Source organism: Holophagales bacterium (assembly GCA_016719485.1).
Lineage (GTDB): Bacteria > Acidobacteriota > Thermoanaerobaculia > UBA5066 > UBA5066 > UBA5066.
This window is the reverse complement of record JADJZB010000011.1, coordinates 1-21,772: the sequence shown is the minus strand read 5'-3', so window position 1 is coordinate 21,772 and position 21,772 is coordinate 1. Positions and strand designations below refer to the sequence as shown.

Annotated in this window: 14 protein-coding genes and 2 pseudogenes; 9 read left to right on the top strand and 7 right to left on the bottom strand. The window is 66.3% G+C overall.

The features are described 5' to 3' along the window. Positions 1-13: 13 nt before the first annotated feature. From IPN03_08850 to IPN03_08820, 7 genes are all read right to left on the bottom strand, one after another. The gene (locus IPN03_08850; GenBank protein ID MBK9373819.1) at positions 14-556 is read right to left on the bottom strand and encodes a methionine adenosyltransferase domain-containing protein; all 543 of its coding nucleotides are present in this window, start codon (positions 554-556) and stop codon (positions 14-16) included. Then, positions 553-2,391 carry a hypothetical protein gene (locus IPN03_08845; GenBank protein MBK9373818.1) on the bottom strand — a complete coding sequence of 613 codons (1,839 nt, stop codon included), beginning with the start codon at positions 2,389-2,391 and terminating at the stop codon, positions 553-555. Before IPN03_08845 ends, IPN03_08850 begins: the two co-directional genes overlap by 4 nt. Next, positions 2,388-2,765 carry a hypothetical protein gene (locus IPN03_08840; protein MBK9373817.1) on the bottom strand — a complete coding sequence of 126 codons (378 nt, stop codon included), beginning with the start codon at positions 2,763-2,765 and terminating at the stop codon, positions 2,388-2,390. Before IPN03_08840 ends, IPN03_08845 begins: the two co-directional genes overlap by 4 nt. Then, positions 2,762-4,162 carry an AAA family ATPase gene (locus IPN03_08835; GenBank protein ID MBK9373816.1) on the bottom strand — a complete coding sequence of 467 codons (1,401 nt, stop codon included), beginning with the start codon at positions 4,160-4,162 and terminating at the stop codon, positions 2,762-2,764. Before IPN03_08835 ends, IPN03_08840 begins: the two co-directional genes overlap by 4 nt. Positions 4,163-4,892: 730 nt before the next feature. Then, positions 4,893-6,602, bottom strand: a complete 1,710-nt coding sequence (locus IPN03_08830; GenBank protein MBK9373815.1) for an AAA family ATPase — start codon at positions 6,600-6,602, stop codon at positions 4,893-4,895. Next, entirely contained in the window at positions 6,563-6,793 is a 231-nt protein-coding gene (locus IPN03_08825; protein ID MBK9373814.1) for a hypothetical protein, read from the bottom strand. Before IPN03_08825 ends, IPN03_08830 begins: the two co-directional genes overlap by 40 nt. A 1,031-nt stretch (positions 6,794-7,824) precedes the next feature. Continuing rightward, a complete protein-coding gene (locus IPN03_08820) occupies positions 7,825-8,316 on the bottom strand; it encodes a hypothetical protein (protein ID MBK9373813.1) in 492 nt (163 codons plus the stop codon). 949 nt (positions 8,317-9,265) lie between these two features. Between IPN03_08820 and IPN03_08815 the strand changes: the two genes are divergently transcribed. The 9 genes and pseudogenes from IPN03_08815 (at position 9,266) to IPN03_08775 (ending at position 21,554) form a co-directional block, all read left to right on the top strand. Then, positions 9,266-9,733 (top strand): AAA family ATPase, encoded by a 468-nt coding sequence (locus IPN03_08815; protein ID MBK9373812.1) that lies wholly within the window; start codon positions 9,266-9,268, stop codon positions 9,731-9,733. Beyond that, a complete protein-coding gene (locus tag IPN03_08810) occupies positions 9,696-11,018 on the top strand; it encodes an AAA family ATPase (protein MBK9373811.1) in 1,323 nt (440 codons plus the stop codon). The genes IPN03_08815 and IPN03_08810 overlap by 38 nt, the downstream gene beginning before the upstream one ends. A 12-nt stretch (positions 11,019-11,030) precedes the next feature. Then, positions 11,031-11,345 carry a hypothetical protein gene (locus IPN03_08805; GenBank protein ID MBK9373810.1) on the top strand — a complete coding sequence of 105 codons (315 nt, stop codon included), beginning with the start codon at positions 11,031-11,033 and terminating at the stop codon, positions 11,343-11,345. A gap of 158 nt (positions 11,346-11,503) precedes the next feature. Further along, positions 11,504-14,719 (top strand): annotated as a pseudogene (locus IPN03_08800) (DEAD/DEAH box helicase family protein). Next, entirely contained in the window at positions 14,716-15,471 is a 756-nt protein-coding gene (locus IPN03_08795) for a DUF4391 domain-containing protein (GenBank protein MBK9373809.1), read from the top strand. Before IPN03_08800 ends, IPN03_08795 begins: the two are co-directional and overlap by 4 nt. 11 nt (positions 15,472-15,482) lie before the next feature. Next, entirely contained in the window at positions 15,483-16,238 is a 756-nt protein-coding gene (locus IPN03_08790) for a site-specific DNA-methyltransferase (protein ID MBK9373808.1), read from the top strand. Next, on the top strand, positions 16,205-17,491 hold the full coding sequence (locus IPN03_08785) for a hypothetical protein (GenBank protein ID MBK9373807.1): 1,287 nt from the start codon (positions 16,205-16,207) through the stop codon (positions 17,489-17,491). The genes IPN03_08790 and IPN03_08785 overlap by 34 nt, the downstream gene beginning before the upstream one ends. Positions 17,492-17,512: 21 nt before the next feature. Further along, on the top strand, positions 17,513-18,574 hold the full coding sequence (locus IPN03_08780) for a virulence RhuM family protein (protein ID MBK9373806.1): 1,062 nt from the start codon (positions 17,513-17,515) through the stop codon (positions 18,572-18,574). Beyond that, positions 18,574-21,554 (top strand): annotated as a pseudogene (locus IPN03_08775) (DEAD/DEAH box helicase family protein). The gene IPN03_08780 and the pseudogene IPN03_08775 overlap by 1 nt, the downstream one beginning before the upstream one ends. The last annotated feature ends 218 nt before the right edge of the window (positions 21,555-21,772 follow it).

Below are 21,772 nucleotides of genomic sequence, written 5' to 3'. Positions count from 1 at the left end.
GCCTTCGTTCGGATCAGCGCGCCAGAATCGAGGATCTGATCCGCTCCTCGCTTTCCTCCACCCAGCGCGGCTCCTCGTCCCCGGGGCGGAAGACGACCCACACCGTCGCCTCTGCGGCCCCCTCTCGGACGCGCTTCACGGCCCATTCCCGCGCTATCCGCTGCGCCCGCACGTCGGGCTTGAGCGGGTCCTTTCCGTGCACCGTCCCGCCGCCGATCGGCACCGCCGTGCCGTACGCCTCGGCGACGAGCTTCTTCCCCGAGAGGCCGTTGTCGCCCAGCGGCCCGCCCACCGCGAAGGAACCCGCGCCGTTGAAGAGCCAGTCGACGGATTCGCCCGGCGCCTCCAGCTCGCCCGCCGCGACGTACTCGGCCGCTACCGCGAGGCACGCCTCCTTCGCGAGCGCGCAGAGCGCCAGCCAGTCGGCGTGGACGAAGTGGTGGAGCGAGAGCGACACCGCCTCGAGCCGCCGGCCACGCACGGCGACGAAGACCTTACCGTCCGGCCCGATCCACCTCTTCCGTCTCTCCTCGCGCAGCCCCTCGATCGCCTTCACGAAGTCGCGCGCGAGCGCCTGCTCGAGGGGATCAGCCCCGCGCGTTCGCCCCGGCAGGCGTAACCCACGCCGATTACCTGGTCGTCGGCCACGCACCGGAAAGCCCTCTCCTCCGCCTCGAGCGGCCCGAGGCAGAGGTCGAAGCGGACCTCGACGTGATGCGGCGCGGGCTCGAAGAAGTAGTGCCGGTACTTCTCCGGGCCGTCGAACGAGTCGCCGTAGCCGGCGGCGGCATACGCCGCGCGCACGACGCCGGCGACCTCCTCCTCCGTCACGGCGCACTCCGGCCCCGGACCGGCGGCGATCCGCCCGTCGACGAAGACGACCTTCCGGTGGAGCGCGACCTCCACGCCGACCAGCGCCTCCGGGTCGCGGCCCGTCGCGAGCGCGACGATCCCGTCGGCGATGGAATCGGAAAGCCGGTCGGGGTGCCCGGCGCAGACGGCCTCGGCGAAGCGCAGAGGAAACCAGTTGCTCGTCGTCGTCATGCGGACCTCCTGGCTGCAGTCAGCTCGGGGAGCGGAACGATTCGGGAGGCGACGCGCGCGAGGTCGGTCTTCCAGCCTCCCGGCGTCAGGGGCGACGCGGACGTCGAGCCGGGACTTTCGGACTCTCTCCGCGAGCCGCGCCTTCGTCTCGCCCACGTAGCCGTCGGTGATCACGAGAATCCTCCGCACCCCCTCGGCGAGGGCGTGCTCGAAGACGCACGCTCCCTCGGTCCCGCCGGTCGTCGGCACCTTCCCGCGGGCGAGCGCCTCGAGCCGCACGGTGACGACCTCGGTCGAGAAGAGCCGCACGCGCGGGTCGATCCGCTCGCCGAGGCGAACGAGCGCGCCGTAGAGAAACGGCAGGTACGGATCCATGCTCCCGCTCACGTCGAGGTAGACGTGGGCCCGGCCGGAGGCGCGGGCCCGCGGCCACTCGACCTCGCCCGCGTAGAGGAGCGGCGGCGTTCCCGCCATGCGCGCCACCGCGGCCCGCCGGTCGCGCGGAGAGGGGAGCGGGACGAGCGCCGGGACGAGGCCCGACCGCCGGACGCCGCACGGGCGCGGCCTGCCCGCCGCCGAGTCGTCCAGCGCGCGGCGCAGCGCGGCCAGCACGCGCTCGCCGGGCCTCGCAGGCCGATTCACATGCTCCTCCAGGACGTCGGCGAGGCTCCGGCCCCGCATCGCATCCGGTGGCGGCGGCCACTTCTCGACGATCCGCCGGATCGCCGCCACCACCTCGGCGGGGAGCGGCCCGCTCGTTCCGTAGTCGTCGTCTCCCTCCCTGCAGTGGTCGCCGAGGAGACCCTCCGCCTCGCCGGGGGCGAGCCCCCTTTCCCCGAGTGCGGAGACGAGCCTCTCGAACACCTCCAGGCACGTCACGTCGCCCGAGGCCGAGTAGAGCGTCTCGTGCAGCTGCCTGAGCGCCGCGTCCTTCAGCGGGCTGCCGGCCGGGGGCGCCAGGAGCCGCAGCGCGCCCTCCTGCCCGCCGTAGTAGCCGAGAAAGAAGGACGTGTGGGCAGGCTGTGGAAAGCGGGCGCAGAGGAGGGCGTTGATCACCGCGTCGAACGCCAAATTGTGGAGGGGCGTCGCCCGCGGGAAGAGGCGCGTGTGCCCGAGAAGCACGTGGTGAAGCTCATGCATCACGAGCATGAAGAGGTGCTCGTCGCTCGCGCAGTGCTCCCCGAGGAAGTCGGGGTTCAGCTTCAGCACCGGGCGGCGCTCGCAGGTGACGGCGGCCGTCGGCACGTCGCGACTCTCCTCGATCCGCAGGAGGCCGAGGAGCGCCGTCACCTCGTAGGCCCCTGCGGGGAGCGCGTTCAGGAGGCGCAGGGCGAGGGTCTCGTTCACGCGCACTCTCCTTCTTCCGGAAAGACGAGAAAGAGCGGGTCCTTCGGGACGAGGGCCGGGTAGACCGGCCGCCACGGCAGGTAGAGGTGCCCCGAGCGCCGCGCCAGGATCGCGAGAGCGAGCGGGTAGTCGAAGCGCGCCTCGGGCTCGCGGTCGCCGCCGGTCAGCGTGAAGACACCGACGAGGTCGGGGATTCCGAGCCCGGCGAACGCGGCCTCCAGCTCTTCGGGCGCGGGCAGGTTCTTCGCGTCGTATCCCTTCCACTGCCGGGGCCACGTCGTGCAGAAGGTCCGCCCCGCGAGCCCCGGGGTGCTCACGAGGATCGTCGAGACGGGCGGGACGGACATGTTGTGGAGGAGGGCGGGCCCGCTCACGCCGCCACCTTCCGGCCGGCCGGCCGCAGGGCCGCGACGGCCCGCTCCCACGCAGCGAGAAGCTCCTCCAGCCGGAACTCGTGCTTCTGGAAGAGAAGGCGCGCGGCCACGGCACTCAGGACGCGCCCCTTCTCCGTCTTCCTGTCGAGCTTCGGCAGCTCGGTCGTCAGGAGCGGGCGCACCCAGCGCGTCCCCGGCCCAGAGGTGACGGAGGCCGCGCCGGGCTTTCCCACCTCCGCCCAGTCGTTGCAGATCGGCTCCAGCGCGGCGGCCGGCAGGTCGCGCCGCTTCGTCAGCCTCGGCATCACGAGCGCCGCCGCGATGAGCCTCTCCGGCAGAGGCAGCGCCGAGTAGGCGTCGGAAAGCACCTCGGCCGCCTCGTGCGCAGGAAGCGTCCCCTCGAGCGCGATGGCGAGCCGCCCGAACGGCTCCCTTTCCGAGAGGAGCCGCCGCCGCGCCGAGCCCTCGGCCATCCCGGCCGCGGCCCAGGCCGACCGGTGCGCCGCGAGGAGCTTCTCGTACGGGACGGGGCGGCCCCACGCCGCGTCGGGCACCGAGCTGCGGGAGGCGACGAGGAACGCCGCCTCGGGGTCGTCCCCGTCGCCGAGCGCCCGCGCGGCGGCGCGCACCGCGATCACGTTTCGCACGAGCTGCGCGGCCCGCCGCGTCGAGAGCGGGTGCCCGGCCCGGGCGAGCTGCGCCGCGAGGAGGATCGCGTACTCCGTCGCCGCGGCCGCGTCGTTCCGCTCGGCGTCGGGCAACCCGGCACGCGCCTCCTCCACGAGCCGCACCGCCTCCGCCCGAGCTTCCTTCGCGCTCCACCGCGCGGGTCGCAGGACGCGCCGCTGCTCCTCCACCGCAAGCTCCGCGAGCGCGGGCACCGTCACCACGAACGCGAACCGGTCGGCCAGCGCCACGTCGAGCGGCTCGGCGCCCGCGTACCCCGCGTCGTCCCCCTCGAGCGAGGCGGGCGGGTTCATGGCGCCCCAGCGGTGACGCAGCCTCGGCAGCGGCATCCCCTGCAGCACCCGCTCGTGCACCAGCGGGAAGAGCTTGTTCTGCACCTCGGGCCGGCAGCGCGACACCTCGTCGATGAGCACCGACTCGGCGTCCCACACCGTCGCCGGCGTCTGCAGGTAGACGACGCGCCCCTCCTGCGGCACCGGGAAGCCGACGAGGTCGTCGAACGAGAGGAGCGACGCGTTGTAGTGGCGGTGCTCGAGCCCCAGCGCCTCGGCGAGGCGGTTGAGCACCATCGTCTTGGCCGAGCCGTGCGGCCCGATCAGGAGGAGCGGCGCCTCGGAGGCCACGGCGGCGAGGACCACCGGGTCGAGCGCGTCCCACCCGGCGAGGCCGAGCGCGCGAAGGAAGAACGTTCGAGGGGGAGATGCGGTCATGGGAGCCCTTTCGACGAAAAGCGTTCCCGCCTCGATCGCACATGGGTCCCTTGCCTTTCGGCCGGGCCGGCTTTGCCACCGTGTAGGACTACGGGTGGCGTGCGGGTCGTCGAGCCGGTGCTCTCTCCGCATCTCTTCATGCCGGCAGCCCGAAGCGGAGGGCTGCCTTGGTTCAAAGAACGGCGCCGGAACGGGGGACCCGGCGCGACGGTCATTATCTCACTTCCCGGTGCGGAAAACCCCATCGTCCAGTTCCTGAGCTCGAGGACACTGTCTGTCCGTGTCCCTGCCTATCTTGCTCTTTGGCTGCGAGCCGGAAGGGAGTCCCGAACGTGAAGGCACACCCGGAAGGAACGAACGCCCCGGCTGCCCCGCCAAAGGCGCCGCCCGTCCTCGACGCGCGGAAGGCCAGGCGCATCCTGGCCGCCCTCGAGGAGGGTGACCTCGACGGCCCGCTCATCGTCGGGGAGGCGGAGCTCGCCAAGATCGGGGGCCGGCGGAACTTCTCGCTCCCGCAGGCCCCTCCCGCGGACTGCCTCTGGGAGGTCATGCGCCCCGACGACCTCGACGTCGTCCGTATCCGCGCCTGGTCGGAGCGGCCCGAGATGCTCGTCGGCCGCATCCTCTACTGGGACTCCCGCCGCGGCACGGAACTGAGCCTGGGCGAGATTCGCTGCGGCTTCGACGATTTCCTCTCCGGCGTTCACTTTTCCCCGGAGGCCTTCTCCGTCTACATGCTCCGCTGGCTCGAGAACCAGTGGCAGCTCTCGATGGAGATCGGAGTCGATCTCGAGGCCGAGCGTCTGGCCGGCACCCCGCTCGGGACCATCGCGAAGTACTCCTGGATGCTCGACGGCCTTCCGCCCGACCCGGCCTGGTCGCGCCTCCCGGAGGTCTGAGCGCCGGAGGCTCCCCCCGGCACCACCACCCCCTCCTTCACGAACACGTGCAGCCGCAGCCGCGCGCGCGACGCCGCGACGTAGAGGTTGCGCGGCTCGAGCGACCAGCGGCTGCCGTCCACGTCGAGGAGGAGCACCACGTCGGCCTCCAGCCCCTTGAACCGGTGCGGCGTCGCGTAGCGCAGCGCGCCGGGCACGCCGGCCGTCCCGTCGTCGCCGATCGGCACCACCGGGAAGCCCGCCAGCTCGGCCACCCCCGCCAGGCACGAGTTCGCGAGGCGCCGCATCCCGACGATCGCCACCCTCTCGAGACCGACCCCGTCCTTCAGGAGGAGCTGCGCGACCAGCGCCCCCGCCTTCTCGCGTTCGTCGGCCGCGTTGCGCCAGCGGTGGACCTTCGGCTCCTCCCCCCGCACCGTCCACGGCGACACGCGCGGGTGTGACCCCGTCAGCTCGCCGAGGTACTCCGCGATGGCCGACGTGTTCCGGCAGTTCGTCCGGAGCGGGAAGACGGGGAGCCCCGCGGGGAACCGCGACTCGCGCTGCCAGAGGTCCTGGTCGGGGTCGGCGACGAGCGTCACCGGCGCCCGGTCGCCCTCCTTCAGCAGCGCCTCGAGGACGGCCCACCACTCGGTCAGGAAGTCCTGCGCCTCGTCCACCACCAGCGCGTCGAACCGCTCTCCCAGCTTCTGCGCGGCCTCGAGGAGGAGGACGCCCGACGTCTCGTTCCAGAAGGCCTGCGTCGCCGCCACGTCGTCCTCGGGCGGCTCGTTCCACGCCACCCCGGCCCGCCCGCACAGCTCACGGCCCAGCTCGTGGTACGAGCCGGCCCACACCCGCCCCGGCAGCGCGTCCCACGACGCGCAGATTCCCCGCAGGTAGAACGCGAGCGGCCGGTTGAAGCAGAGCAGCAGGACGTCCTTCCCGTCCGCGGCCAGCCGCCGCGCGCGTTCCACCGCCACCACCGTCTTTCCCGTCCCCGCCCCGCCGCGCACCACGGCGCGCGGGTTCAGGTGAAGGAAGTCGAGGCAGATGTCCTGCTCCTCGTGGAGCAGCGCCAGCGCCTTCTCCTCCCACCCGAGCGCCGACCCGAGCGCCAGCCCCAGCGAGAAGTGCGGCGCCAGGACGTGCTGCCCCAGCCTCTTGACCCACTTCTTCGTCAGGGGTGCCGCCGCGCGCCGCACGCCCCACAGCCGGAAGATCTCCATCAGCCGCCCCGCCGCGTCCCGCGCGAGGTGCGCCGCGTCGATCACCCGCTCGCGCGGCGCGCTCACCCCGCCGCCCCCGCTCGTGCAGTCGCAGTCGGGGAAGACGACCGCGTGCCCGTGGACGACCTCCGGCATCGCCTGCCCCTCGAAGCTCAGCGCCGCCGCCTTCGCGACGATCGCCTTGACGCTCCGCTGCGCCTGGATGAACGGGTCCTTGATCGAGTGCACCCTCCCGTCGCGCGCCGTCGACGTCCACGCCCCCGTCCGCCCGTCGAACGCGATCCGGCCCCCTTTCATCTCCAGCACCAGCATCCCCAGGTCGGGGTGCAGCACCAGGAAGTCCGCCTCGCCCTCGCAGACTCCTCGCGCGAGCCGTCGGGGCCGTCGAACGAGTACCAGCTCTTGCGGTGGTAGATGCGGAAGTCGTCGCGGAGGGACTGGAACGCGAGGAGGACCTTCGCCTCGCCGGCCGCGGAGGCGGCGGGGGTGGGGGGGATGGGGAGGGAGGGGATTAGGGTGGGCATGGGGGGCTCGCGGGCATTCTCGGGCAAGAGCGAGTCCGAAGTTCGATGAAGTCCAAGTTCGAGGGGTGTCTGAAGTGCGAATTCGCTTGGTCTATGACCACAGGCAGGCGGATGCGGCCCGCCATCCGGCGGTGGATTCTCATCCTGAAGAACTGCATGCCTGGAAACGGCGCGATGGTCGGGAGCCAGGCGGTTGACTAACCGGGTGGCTGAGTTGCCGAGCGTGGGCCGGTACCGCCCGACCCTGGAAGGATCTTCACGGCGTCGCCATGGCCGAACCCCCGCTTGGCGCGCCCGACATGGTCGCTGATGTAAGCGTGATCCGATTGATTGAACTCCCTGTCAGGCGTAGGGAGCCATGGGGTTCACTGTGGTGTGTCAGGTGGAATCCACCGCAGTACTCGCAACTGTAGGTACGCAATGTGATGCCTCGCTCCTGCTCTGCAGCGCTCTTCACGATGATCGCTTGCTCCAGGGTTGCGTAGCGGCGCTTCCGGACGCACTGGCAGCCTCGCTGCTTGGCTCGAAGGGGAGACCTCCTGTCAAGCTTCGCTGCGGTCGCTCGCCCCTCTGCAGTCTCGGCACAGGGGAAGGGCTGAGCGCGCCGTCCATCAACGATCATGTAGTGCCAGATGCGCTGCCCTATGGCGATGCGGTGGCGTTCGGCGCCACAGGCAGCACATTTCTCCACGTAGGTGTTCTCGAAACGCCACCAAACGTGCCCCATGAATCTAGACATTGATTCGCCCTCCTACTATGGTCGGGATGTCTTCGTGCGGACAGACTCGGACGAGGCCCGTGAGTACACCTGGGCCAAGTGCCGCGAGGCATTCGTATGACGAAGGACGCATGCCAGCCGGCCGATCCAAGACGCGGACGGGCGAACGCGCCCCGATGTCACTCACCTGTACTACCGCCCGTTTCGATCGCTCGGCTACTTTCGCCGCGCCACCGGTGTGTCGCGGCGAAGAAGAGGGACCCCGGTATGGGCCGGGGCCCTCCCGTAGCCGTGCAGCTGAGGCGTGTCGGCTCTACTTGATCTTCGAGAGATCGGCGAGGACCGCTGTCAGGGCGCTCTGCGCAGCATCGGCTTCGTTGACCAACTTCTCGGCCTTCCGGACAATTTCCTCGACCAGGCGGGGGAGCGCAACGATGCCGGCCAGTTTCCAGGCCCTCGCCTGGTCCCAAGCCTTCCCTTCGCTGAGAACTTGCGTGTCCCCTTCCTCTCCTCCGAGGGTGGTGTTCCACTGCTCGAGAGCGAGCCGGAACCTGCCCGCAATCCGAGTGTATGAGAGGCTAAGGTGTTCCCCGACCTGCACGATGTGATCGTCCGCGGATCCGTTCTTCACCGTCGAGTCGTATGACATGAGTTCGCAGACGGGCACCCGCGCTTCAAGGCCGATGCAGGTGCCTTCCAGGTACTCTTCGGCCTTGCGAAAGGGCGCGTTGACGGCGTCGGTGGTCTGGTTGAGCGCGCGGCGCGGTAGAGCAAGCTTCTTCAGGGATTCGGCGAGGTCAGCCATGGCACGGCCCCCTTACGGGTATCGGAGAAATGGAGGTAGAAACAGGAACGCCGGGAACTCTGAGGTTCTCCGGCGCAATGTGGGTCGTCAAAATGTTGGCCATTATCTGGCTCCTTTCCGTATTGGTTCCCTCAGGGCGTTGTCCGGGGCGACCCGACTAGGGCCAAGAAAGATAGGTCTCGAGGTGGCGAAATGTCAGGGTGCCGCAGGTGCCCTGCGGCACTACCCGCGGCTCAGGCCCCCAGTCTGCGCGCCGAGGGACCCCGCGGGGGGCGCGTGGGTGGGGGTGGTTGTGGGGGGGAGGGGTATAAAGGAAAGGTTGGGGGGGGGGGGGGGGGGGGGGGGGGTGGGTGGGGGTGGGGTGGGGGGGGGGGGGGGTGGGGGGGGGGGTTGGGGTTGGGGTGGAAGGGTGGGGGTGGGGGGGGGGTTGTGGGGTGGTGGTGGTGGGGGGGGGGGGGGGGGGTGGGTTGGGGGTTTGGGGTTGGGGTGTGTGGTGTGGTGGGGTGTGGGCTTTCCTCCTCCCGAAAAAGTCGCAGAACAACTGGACTAAAAACGGGGTGAGCCGCAGAAGCCCGAAAAGTCGCAGAACAACTGGACTAAAAACGGGGTGAGCCGCAGCCGGCGTGATCCGCCAGCTCGACCGGAGCGGAAGTTGGGGGGAGCCCCTCGGGAAACTCCGACCCGCGCCGCAAGAGGTCCTGGCCGGGGTCGGTGACGAGCGTCCCGCACCGGCGCCCGGTCGCCCTTCCTCAGCGGCGCCTCGAGGACGGCTCACCACTCGGTCAGAAAGTCCTGCACCTCGTCCACCAGCGCGTCGAACCGCTCTCCCGGCTTCTGCGCGGCCTCGAGGAGGAGGACGCCCAACGTCTCGTTCCAGAAGGCCCGCGTCGCCGCCACAGCTGGAAACCAGCCCCCCCGGATCGAACGCTCACGTTTACCATTCTCGGCGATGCGAATCACTGAGGTACACGTCGAGAACTTCCGGGGCGTGCAGTGCGCCACGCTCCACTGCGGCGCTCTGACGGCGCTTGTGGGGCGAAACGGAGCTGGGAAGAGCACATTTCTGCATGCCCTCGACCTCTTCTATCGGCCGAACGCGACAGTGACCTCCGAGGACTTCTTTCACCGTAGGACAGATGCTCCGATAGCAATTCGGGTGACCTTCGAGGATCTTCACCCCGACGAGACAGAGGCATTCCGCGCATACGTTCACGGCAACGTGCTGTCCGTAACGAAGCGCTTTCAGCCGACCAGCCAAGGCAGTACCGCTGGAGGGCAGTATTTCGCGGCGCGCCGCGTCTACGGCAGGTTCAGTTCCGCCAGGGCCCAGTCAGCGAGGAAGAAGATCAACGAAATCCTCCGAGCTAGCGAGGCTCCTCTTGGCGGAGGGCCTGATCACGGAGGTCCCGTCCATTAGATCGGAGGCCGACGCCGATACCTTCATGGCGGCATTCGAAGAAAGCCATCAGGCCTTGCTTGAGCTTCAGGAGGACACCTATCAGTTCTTCGGCGAAAGGAACGTCGGGGGTGGCAAGCTCGATACCTTCACGCAGTTCGTCTATGTGCCGGCGGTACGAGACGCACAGCAGGAAACCGGTAGTAAGGGGACGAGCTTCTCCCAACTTCTCGATCTGGCGGTTTTGCGGCGGGTGAACGCCTTGCCACAAGTCGCAGGTCTTCTTCAGCAACTCCGGAAGATCGTGACGGAGACCTTTGAACCCGAGGAGGTACGAGGAAGCCTCACAACGCTCGAGAAGGACATCAACGCCGTCCTCCAGCCTTTCGTCCCCACCGAATCCCTCTCCCTTCGATGGAGCGGCGAGCCGAGTGTCACCTACGAGGCTCCGAAGATCCTTCCCTCTCTCACGGAAGACGCCTTTTCCGGGGAGATTTCGCGGAAAGGGCACGGCCTCCAGCGGGCGCTGATTCTCGCCCTCCTCTCCCACCTGGCGCGCGTTCGTACCGCACGAACGGAGCCCGGAGAAATGGCACCGCAGAGTGATGTGCTCGGGGGGCCGGCCCGTGATCTGCCTCCTGCGGTCAGAAGGGGGCCTGACTACATCATCGGGATCGAGGAGCCCGAGCTCTACCAGCATCCGAACCGCTGCCGTCACTTCGCCTCGGTCCTCCGGCACCTCGCGGCTGAACAAGGAGAGGACGGGTCGAACACGCAGATTCTCTTCACGACGCACTCTCCCTACTTCGTCTCCCTCGAGCATTTCGAGAACGTCCGCCTTGTTCGGAAGGATGCGAGGGACGCGTTCGGCCTAACGTGCACGAGCCTCTCATCTCATACGGTCGAGGAGTTCCGAGTCGCCTGGGCCGACATCTGTGGGCGAGATCCGCAGGATGTCACGGTCGGAAGCCTTCTCGCTCGTCTGCTCAGGACGATGACCGATTCCGTGAGCGAGGGCTTCTTCGCCGATGTCGTTGTGCTCGTCGAGGGAATCGGGGACGTCGGCGTCCTGACGGCGGTCGCAGAGGAGAAAAAGGCGGAGTGGGTCGCTCAGGGCGTAACGGTTCTCGCCGTCGACGGGAAGGAGAATCTGGCGGCGCCAATCCTGATCTTTCGCGCCCTGGGCATCCCGACGTACTTCATTTTCGACGGTGACCAGCACCTGAAGGGCAAAGGAAAGAGCTGTAACGAGCACCAGGCGAAGGCAACACAGAAGGGCTTCTCCGACTCGGTGGCGTTTCGGTAGGTGATTCCTTCGATGGCTTCCCCGAGAGAGACAGCGACCGATGCTTTCGCGTGCTTTGCAGGTCGACTCGAGGACTCGTGCCGTCTTGCTCTCGGAGATGAGGACTACGACCGGTTCGCGGCGCTGGTTGCCAAGGACATCGGATGGCCGGTCGGCGAGCTCCTGAAGAGCGGTAGGGGTGGGGAGTGTTTCGTTCACGAGGTTTACAGCGCTGGCAAGACGCTCCCTAACATCGAGAAGCTCGTCGAACGGATCTCGGGATTCGCCAAGGCCGTGAATGCCCACCCGCCTGGGCCCATTGCGTCGCCAGCGCCGCTCGCCCCATAGGGGTTCCGGCAAGTGCTAACCTAAAGCAGTGAAAGCACTTCTGGCGACTGCGGATTCTCATTCACGAAGCCGTTTGGAAGCGCTTTTCGTTCCAAGTCCGCGTCTGACGCCGCGGCCCGACCCACCCTTCCCGGCCCGGCGTTCTTCCTAGCGCCCGTATGAAGCTCATCAAGAACACGGGTGCTGACCGGGTCGTCGACGAGCTTCGGCAGGCGCTCGCGCCGCCGGCATCCCTCGACGTCGCTTCCCGGCCTTCTCCCTGTTCGCCTTCGCCGACCTGCGGGACCTCCTCTCGAAACTCGACGCCTGCCGCCTCGTCCTCCCCTCGGCGACCGGGATCGACCTCGGCCTGACCGGCACGGAAGCCGACCGCGCCTCCCGCAACACCCTCCAGGTCCCGTGGCTCGCCCGCGAGTGCGCCAAATGGATTCAGACGAAGGTCGAGCTGCGCGGTGCGCCGTCCACTCTTCCGCAGTCGATTCTCAGCGCCGGTCAGCCGGGCACGGAGCGTCACAGGGTCATCACCGGCAACTGCCCGTTCACGACCGAGGGCCTCGGGACGACCCCAGGGAACCAGTTCAGCCTGATCCAGTGCTCGGAGAAGCCCGATGAGTCCGCGCTCCTGAGCACGTGGTTTACGGGACTCTGGAACTCCCTGTCCGCGACCGACTCCCACAAGGCCGCCTTCGTCGCGCGCCTCCTGGAGCTGGCAGAACCGAAGGCCCCGTCGCTCATCTACTTCCTGACCCTCTACCACCTCTTCAAGGACCTCGGAGACGAGCTGGACGAGGAGCGGATCGTCAAGTCGGCGACGGGCATCCGCAACACAATCGTCTGGAAGAAGCTCTTCAAGTTCCAGCGCGACGGCGTCATCGGCGCCATCGACAAGCTCGAGCGCCACGGCGGCTGCATCATTGCGGACAGCGTCGGCCTCGGGAAGACGTTCGAGGCGCTGGCGATCATCAAGTACTACGAGCTGAGGAACGACCGGGTCCTCGTGCTCGTCCCGAAGCGCCTCCGCGACAACTGGACGCTCTACAGGGCGAACGACCGCCGGAACATCCTCGCGCCCGATCGCCTCAACTACGACGTCCTGAACCACACCGACCTCTCCCGTGATGGCGGCCTCTCGGGCGATATCGACCTCTCGCACGTGAACTGGGGAAACTACGACCTCGTCGTGATCGACGAGTCCCACAACTTCCGGAACAAGGCGACGCACAAGGATCGCGATACCCGCTACGACCGGCTGATGAAGCGGATCATCCAGGAGGGCGTCAAGACCCGCGTGCTGATGCTCTCCGCCACGCCGGTCAACAACCGGCTTGCCGACCTCAAGAACCAGATCGCCTTCGTGACCGAAGGAAGGACGACGCACTCGCCACCTCCGGCATTCCCAGCGTCGAGGCGACGGTCCGTCAGGCCCAGACCCAGTTCAATCGCTGGCTAACGCTCGAGGAAGCCGATCGCCGCCCGGCGCGGCTCATGGACATGCTCGGGTTCGACTACTTCAAGCTGCTCGACCTCCTGACCATCGCGCGGTCGCGTAAACACATCGAGAAGTACTACGGCACGAGTGAGACCGGGAAGTTCCCCGAACGTCTCAAGCCCATCAACATCAAGTCCGATGTCGACCTCGCCGCGGAGTTCCGGCCCATCCGCGAGATCAACAACGAGATCCGCCGTTTGAACCTGGCGGCCTACGCGCCTCTCCGCTACGTTCTCGCGCACAAGCAGCGGTCCTACGACGAGAAGTACAGCACCCGGATTCGAGGAGGCGAGAGCTTCTTCCGACAGGTCGATCGTGAGGAGAGCCTCGTCCACCTTCTCCGAGTCAACGTCCTCAAGCGCATGGAAAGCTCCGTCACCTCGTTCGCGCTGACCCTCGAGCGGCAGCTGGCCGACGTCGAAGGGCTCCTCGCCCGAATCGAAGCGCACGAGGAGGCGGTGGAAGAACTCTCGATCGAGGACGTCGATGTCGACGACCCCGCCTTCGAGCCACTCCTCGTCGGGCGCAAGGTGAAGGTCCTCCTGCAAGACGTCGACCGCGTCCGCTGGCTCCAGGATCTGACCGAGGACCGGAACCGCCTCGCGACGCTCCTCTCCGCGGCGCGCCAGATCGAGGCCCCTCGGGACGCCAAGCTCGAGGCTCTCCGCGGCATCATCGAGGGCAAGTGCCGTGAGCCCCTCAACCCAGGGAACAGGAAGGTCCTCGTCTTCACCGCGTTCGCCGATACGGCTCAGTACCTCTACGAGCAGCTCGCCCCGTGGGCGAAGAAGACCCTCGGCGTCCACTCCGCGCTCGTCACCGGTGCCGGTCGGAACAAGACGACCCTCCCGGATCTCCGCCTCGACCTCGGCAGCATCCTCACGACCTTCTCGCCGCGCTCGAAGGAGCGGGGCGAGGAGTTCGCGACCGAGGGGGAGATCGACCTCCTCATCGCGACGGACTGCATCTCCGAGGGGCAGAACCTCCAGGACTGCGACTACCTCGTCAACTACGACATCCACTGGAACCCGGTCCGGATCATCCAGCGCTTCGGCCGGATCGACCGGATCGGGTCGCCGAACAGCTGCGTCCAGCTCGTCAACTTCTGGCCGAACATCGAGCTGGAGGAGTACATCAACCTCGAGCAGCGGGTCAGCGGGCGGATGGTCCTCCTCGACATCTCTGCCACGGGCGAGGAGAACATCATCGAGTACCAGTCCGGCAACCAGATGAACGACCTGGAGTACCGGCGCAAGCAGCTCGAGCAGCTCCAGAACGCCGTCATCGACCTCGAGGACCTCTCCAGCGGCGTCTCGATCGCGGACCTGACCCTGAACGACTTCCGGATCGATCTCGCGGGATATCTCCGGGAGCACCCCGGCCACCTCGAGCGACTCCCCTTGGAACGGCTGCCGTCACGACGGCGCCGATTACGGGCGAATCGGCTCTCCCGCCAGGGGTCATCTTCTGTCTCCGCGCTGCCGGGGAAGCGGCCCTCAAAGGGATCGAACCTGGATACCCTCTCGCACCCCACTATCTCGTCCACGTCGGCGACGACGGCGCGGTCCTCCTGCCGTTCACCCAAGCGAAGCAGGCCCTCGACCGTCTCAAGAGACTCGCTCTTGGACGCGACCTGCCCGACGCTGAGGCCTCTTCCTGCTTCGAAAAGACGACGCGGGGTGGCCAGGAGATGTCCACAGTCCAGAAGCTCCTCGCGAAGGCTGTGGCCTCAATCGTCGGGAAGAAGGAGGAGCGCGCCGTCGCAAGCCTCTTCTCGACCGGAGGCACTCACGCCCTGAAGGGGGAGTTCCAGGGAATCAACGACTTCGAGGTCGTCGCATTCCTCGTCGTCCTTCCCGGCGGGGAGTCCGCGTCGCCCGCATGAGCGCCACGGCCTTTGTCGAGGCGCTGGCCATTCCCGCGGACGCGCGGGTGGGCCACCGGGTTCCGAAAAAGGTTCTCCTCGAACAGGGAGCGCCGACCGCCGCCGACAAGCGCCACATCCAGGCTGGCATCGATGAGCTCCTCTGGGTGGCCGCGCTCAAGCCCTCGAACGTGGGCGTGCCTGCCTACCGGGATGCCGTCCGGGAGTATCTGGAGATCGCCGTCCTGACGGTGGTCCTTCGACCCGAGGCGAAGGCACCCCGTCTCGTGGAGCTCATCCATCGCGCCATCCCCTACCCGCTCGTTCTCGTGGCGACGCAGGCAGGGACCACGGCGTTCACCCTGGCGCAAAAGAGGTTCTCTCAGACCGACCGCAGCCAGGTTGTCGTGGATGGTGTCGTCACGAACGGACCTGTCTCTTCGATTCCCACGAGCGAAGAAGCGTCGTTTCTGGCGAGCCTCGCGATAGCCCATCAGCCTGCCCGGGACCTTCTAACGGTGTATCAGGGCTGGCTCGACCGGGTCGCGGCGTTGGAAGCCGCTCGCATCACCGGAGTCTTTGCACTCCCTGATTCTTCGGCCCGGGCCGCCCAGCGGCGGACAGCGCTCGATGAGTACGCGCGCCTCCAGCGCGAAGCCGCCTCCCTCCGGGCGCAGGCAGTTGTCGAGAAACAGATCAGTCGCCGGGTCGACCTCAATCTCGAGCTGAAGCGAATCGATGCCGCCCTCGCCGAACTGCTGAGAACGCTCTAACCTGAGGGAATATGAAGCCACTGACGCCGAGTGATCCAGAGACCAAGAGCGCCGACGTCCTCGCGGAGAACGTTGCTGCGCTTCAGGCGCTCCTCCCCGAGGCCTTCATCGAGGGAAAGATCGACTTCGAGGTCCTCAAGCAGCTCCTCGGCGGCACCGTCGAAGAGCGGGAGGAGAAGTACGGCCTGAACTGGCACGGCAAGCGACGGGCCCGGCAGATCGCCCTGACCCCGTCGACCGGGACCCTTCGCCCGTGCCCGGAGGAGAGCGTTGACTGGGACACGACGCAGAACCTGATGATCGAGGGGGACAACCTCGAGGTCCTGAAGCTCCTCCAGAAGAGCTACGCCGGCAAGGTGAAGCTCATCTATATCGACCCGCCTTACAACACGGGTAAGGACTTCGTCTATCCGGACAACTTCCAGGACAACATCAAGAACTACCTCGAGCTGACCGGTCAGGTGGACGGCGAGGGGAAGAAGCTCTCTTCGAATACAGAGGCTTCCGGGCGCTTCCACACCGACTGGCTGAACATGATGTTCCCGCGCCTGAAACTGGCGAGGACGTTGCTTGCCCTGGATGGCTTTCTCCTCGTCAGTATTGACGATAGCGAACTTAGCAACCTTCGTACGGCTCTGAACGAAGTGATGGGCGAGGAGAACTTCATCGCGGTCTTGGTGTCGGCACAAACAGAAAGAACCATGCGCGGTTCTTCTCTGTCGGGCACGAGTACGTGGTCGTCTACGCGCGCGATAAGGCCCTGCTGACTGAACTGAATACCCGACTTCGTTCGCCGAAAGAGGGCGTCGAAGACGTACGAGTGGAGTTCGAGCGGCTCAGCAAGCTTCATGAGAATGACTGGGCTGCCGTGGGCAGGGGCCTGCGCGAATTCTATTCAGCATTCGGCGAGGATGACCCCCGGGCTCCCCTCGCTCGATATACCAAGGTGGACGAGCGCGGACCGTTTCGGACGGACGGGGACCCGAGCTGGCCGGGAGGCGGCGGGCCCGAGTACGATGTTCTTCATCCTCTGACAGGGAAAGTATGCAAGAAGCCCGGAGGAGGATGGCGCTGGCCGACGGCTGAGCGAATGAAGGAGGAGATCGAGAAGGGGAATATCGTCTTTGGATCGGATGAGACGACGATCCCGTCGGTACGTCGGAACCTCTTCGAAAAAGATGAGCAACTAATGCGTAGCGTGACCTTCAGCTATGCACAGAAAGCGAGTCAGGACTTCACCCGCATCTTTGGTGGGAAGAAGGTATTCGACAATCCGAAGAGCTATCTCGATATGGAAAGACTGGTGGCATATCTCTCCGGGCCTGGCGAGATAGTTCTCGACTTCTTCGCAGGGTCTGGGACTACGGCGCACGCGGTGTGGCTCGCGAATCGCACCGTCGCCACGCCTCGACGGTTCATCATGGTTCAATTGCCGGAACAACTCGACCCAGAAGTCAGAGATCAGAAGGTGGCGGCGGGGGTCTGCGATGCCCTGAGGAGACCTCGCACTATCGCAGAGATCACAAAGGAGCGCCTTCGCCTTTGTGGGAAAGAGATTGCGGGCCAGTCACCGATGTTCCCGGGCGCCCTCGGCTTCCGGGTCTTCAGGCTGGCCTCCAGCAACATCCAGGCGTGGGAGCCTGATCGCGAGAACCTGGCGAAGCCGCTCGAAGAAGCAGTCGACCATCTGAAGACGGATCGGACGGAACAGGACATTCTCTTCGAAGTGCTTCTTAAGCTCGGTCTGGACCTCACCGTCCCGATCGAGAAGAAGACGATCGCCGGGAAGGACGTCCACAGCGTCGGCGCCGGGACCCTCGTCGTCTGCCTCGCCGAGAGCGTCGCCGCGAAGGATGTCGAACCCCTTGCCCTCGGGATCGCCGAGTGGCACAAGGCCCAGCGCCCCGCTGGCGAGAGTACGGTCGTCTTCCGCGACAGCGCCTTTGCCGACGACGTCGCGAAGTCGAACCTGACCGCCATTCTCCAGCAGCACGGCCTCGAGAACGTGCGAAGCCTGTAGGACCCGGCCACGCCATGTCACCTGGAGCAGCAGCCCCCGACGGGCGAGATCATCCTGTACCGGACCGATGACGGCCAGACGCGCGTGGAATGCCGTTTCGCCGGGGAGACCGTCTGGCTAAGCCAGGCCCTGATGGCGGAGCTCTTTCAGAAGGACGTCCGGACGATCAACGAACACCTCCAGAATCTCTTTGCGGAGGGGGAGCTCGAGTCGACGGCAACTATCCGGAAATTCCGGATAGTTCGCCGCGAGGGGGCCAGAGAAGTCGCGCGGGAGGTCGAGCACTACAGCCTGGATGCAATCCTCGCTGTCGGCTACCGCGTGCGTTCTCGCCGCGGGGTTCAGTTCCGGCGCTGGGCGACGGATCGGCTCCGCGAGTACCTCGTGAAGGGCTTCACGATGGACGACGAGCGGCTGAAGAACCCGCCCGTCAATGGCTCCGGCGTCCCGGACTACTTCGACGAACTCCTCGAACGGATCCGGGACATCCGGGCCAGCGAACGCCGAATGTACCTCCGGGTCCGGGAGATCTTCGCCCTGGCTGCCGACTACGACGCCGCCCGGAAGGACACGGTCGAGTTCTTCAAGGTGATCCAGAACAAGCTCCACTTCGCCGCCACCGGAAAGACCGCCCCGGAGCTGATCGCCGAGCGAGCCGACCATACCCTCCCGACCATGGGCCTCACGAGCTGGAAGGGGGACGGCGTCCGGAAGACGGACGTGACCGTGGCGAAGAACTACCTTCGCGAGCTCGAGATCTCCGACCTGAACCGCATCGTGACGATGTGGCTCGACTTCGCAGAGGACCAGGCTCGGCGCCGGAAGCAGGTCTTCCTCAAGGACTGGGAGACGCGTCTCAACGACTTCCTGCGGTTCAACGACCGCTCGGTTCTGACGAACGCCGGTTCGGTCAGCGCCGCTACCGCCCACGAGCAGGCGGAGGCCGAATACGCCAAGTTCGCGTCGCAGAGGCGGGCACTCCTCGAAGCCGAGGGCCAGCGTGCTGCCATCGACTCGCTCGAGGAAGCCGCCAAGGCGCTCCCCGGCCCGAAGAAGCCGAGAGCCCGGAGCCCCAAGAAGTGATGAAACTCCACTTCGAACCGAATCTTGACTACCAGCTCCAGGCCATCGAGGCGGTCTGCGACCTCTTCCGCGGGCAGGAGACCTGCCGAACGGAGTTCACGGTCACGTTCGCCCCTCGAGGAAACCTCTTCGGGATGGAGGATCTAGGTATCGGGAACCGTCTTCAGCTTCTGGACGAGGAGCTCCTCGCGAACCTGAACGACATCCAGCTCCGGAATGGCCTCGCCCCGACGGAAGCCCTCGCGTCTGGCGACTTCACGGTCGAGATGGAGACGGGGACGGGGAAGACCTACGTCTACCTCCGGACGATCTTCGAGCTGAACCGGCGGTACGGCTTCACGAAGTTCGTGATCGTCGTTCCGTCCGTCGCCATCAAGGAAGGCGTCTACAAGACGATCCAGATCACGGAGGGGCACTTCCGGGGCCTCTACGCGAATACGCCGTTCGAGTCCTTCCTCTACGACTCGGCGAAGCTCGGCCAGGTGCGCAACTTCGCCACCAGCTCAAACATCCAGATCATGGTGGTCACCGTCGGCGCCATCAACAAGAAGGACGTCAACAACCTCTACAAGGACAGCGAGAAGACGGGCGGCGAGAAGCCCATCGACCTGATCAAGGCGACGCGGCCGATCCTGATCGTCGACGAGCCTCAGAGCGTCGACGGCGGCCTCGAGGGCCGGGGGAAGGAAGCCCTCGGGGCGATGAACCCGCTCTGCACGCTCCGCTATTCCGCCACTCACTTGAACGAATACCACATGGTCTATCGGCTCGACGCGGTAGATGCCTATGAACGGAAACTCGTGAAGCAGATCGAGGTTGCCGGAGCCTCCGTGGAAGGCGCCCACAACAAACCCTTCGTGCGCCTCATCTCGGTAAGCGGCCGACGAGGTGTCATCACTGCCAAGGTGGAGGTCGACGTCGAGACCGCGACAGGCGTACGGCGGCAGGGGATCGACGTTCGATAGGGACGACCTCGAACAGCAGACCCGCCGGGCGGTCTACCACGATTGCCGGGTCGGCGAGATTCGCGTCGAAAGCGGGCGTCAGTTCATGGAACTACGGGTTCCTGGCGAGGAGCTCTACCTGAAGATCGGGGAGGCTCACGGCGATCTCGAGGCACTCTGCCCTCCAGCGCCAGATGATCCGGCGCACGATCAAGGAGCACCTCGACAAGGAGAAACGCCTCCGGCCGCAAGGGGATCAAGATCCTCAGCCTCTTCTTCGTCGATAGCGTCGAGCACTATCGGAAGTACGACGATGAGGGCGTGGCGCTCAAAGGGGAGGACGCCACGATCTTCGAGGAGGAGCACCGCAGCCTCGCGAAGCACCCGGACTACGAGAACCTCTTCAAGGGAGTGGATCTGACGACGGCAGCAGAGGAGGCCCACGATGGGTACTTCTCAATCGACCGGAAGGGGCGCTGGGCGGAGCCGGACATCGATGCCAAAGGGGAGATCAAGAACGAGACGAGTCGGGAGGCAGCAGGGCGTGCCTATAACCTCATCATGCGCGACAAGGAGCGGCTGCTGAGCTTCGAGACTCCGCTTAAGTTCATCTTCTCCCACTCGGCGCTCAGAGAGGGCTGGGACAGTCCGAACGTCTTCCAGATCTGTGCGTTGCGGGAGATGGGTACGGAGCGGGCGCGTCGGCAGACGATCGGCCGTGGCCTACGCCTCTGCGTGAACCAGCAGGGGGAACGTCTTCGCGGGTTCGAGGTGAATACCCTCACGGTCGTAGCGACCGAGAGCTACGAGCAGTTCGCCGAGAACCTCCAGAAGGAGATCGAGAAGGACACCGGCATTCGCTTCGGCATTGTGGAGCCCTCGTCACCGCCGCCTCATCGTGACCGATGCCTACGGCCCGCCGGTCGCATTAGGCATGGAGAAGGCAAAGGCCCTGTGGCAGGTCCTGCGGGATGCCGGCTATGTCGATCCGAGAGGAGCGATTCAGGACTCCCTCCGCGGGGCGCTGAAGGCAGACACCTTCACGCTCCCCGAGCCGTTCGCGGGCCGGACTGCGCAGGTGAAGGAGATCCTTCGCAAACTCGCCGGCCGCCTCGACATCAAGAACGCGGACGAGCGGAAGCAGGTCCGAACGCGCCAGGCCGTTCTCGAGAGCGAAGAGTTCAAGGCGCTCTGGGACCGAATCAAGCACCAGACGACATACAGGGTTCAGTTCGACAACGAGAAGCTCATCGAGACGTGCATCGTGGCTCTTCGCGATGCGCCCGCCATCGCTCGAACTCGGCTGATCTTTCGTAAGGCCGGGATTTCGATAAGCCAGGCAGGAGTCGAGGCATCGATGATCTCAGAGTCCCTTTCGGTCAACTTGGAAGAGCGGGACGTCGTACTGCCCCGACATCCTGACGGATCTTCAAGACAAGACCCAGCTAACCCGGCGAAGCATCCAGCGGATCCTGACGAGCAGCGGGCGGCTGAACGACTTCGTGCAGAACCCCCAGCAGTTCATCGAGCGGGCGGCCGAGTCCATCAACCGGGCCAAGCAGCTCGCACTGGTCGACGGCATCAAGTACCAGCGGCTCGGTGACGAGTTCTACTACGCGCAGGAGCTCTTCACGAACGACGAGCTGACCGGCTACTTGAAAAACATGCTCGAGGCGAAGAAGTCGGTCTTCGAGCACGTGGTCTACGACTCGGCCGGCGTTGAGCGGAGCTTCGCAGAGGACCTGGAGCGAAACGAGGCCGTGAAGGTCTACGCGAAACTGCCCGGAAAGTTCACGGTGCCGACGCCCCTCGGCACCTACAACCCGGACTGGGCCGTTCTCGTCGAGAAGGATGGCGCGGAGCGCCTCTACTTCGTCGTCGAGACGAAGGGGAGCCTCTTCGCGGGGGACCTTCGTGGGAAAGAAGACGCCAAGATCCGGTGCGGCAAGGCGCACTTCGAGGCGCTGGCCGTTGGCCAGAACCCGGCGCGGTATGAAGTGGTGACATCGCTCAGTGACTTGATGAATCTGGTGTGAACGTACGGACGAGGCGTCGGTAGAGCAGTCCGACGTGGGGCGCCTCTTGCGACCACGGACGAGGAGAGAAGCGGTGAAGAGCACGCAGATGTGCGCGGTGTTCGACCATGTGTCGTAACGGCGTGTGCTCCGAGCGCATCGCGGCGGGCCGAAGAGCTGATGCGATCCGGCAAGTCCGCGGAGGCCCGTGGTGTGCTGGAGCTTCAGACGAAGAGCGA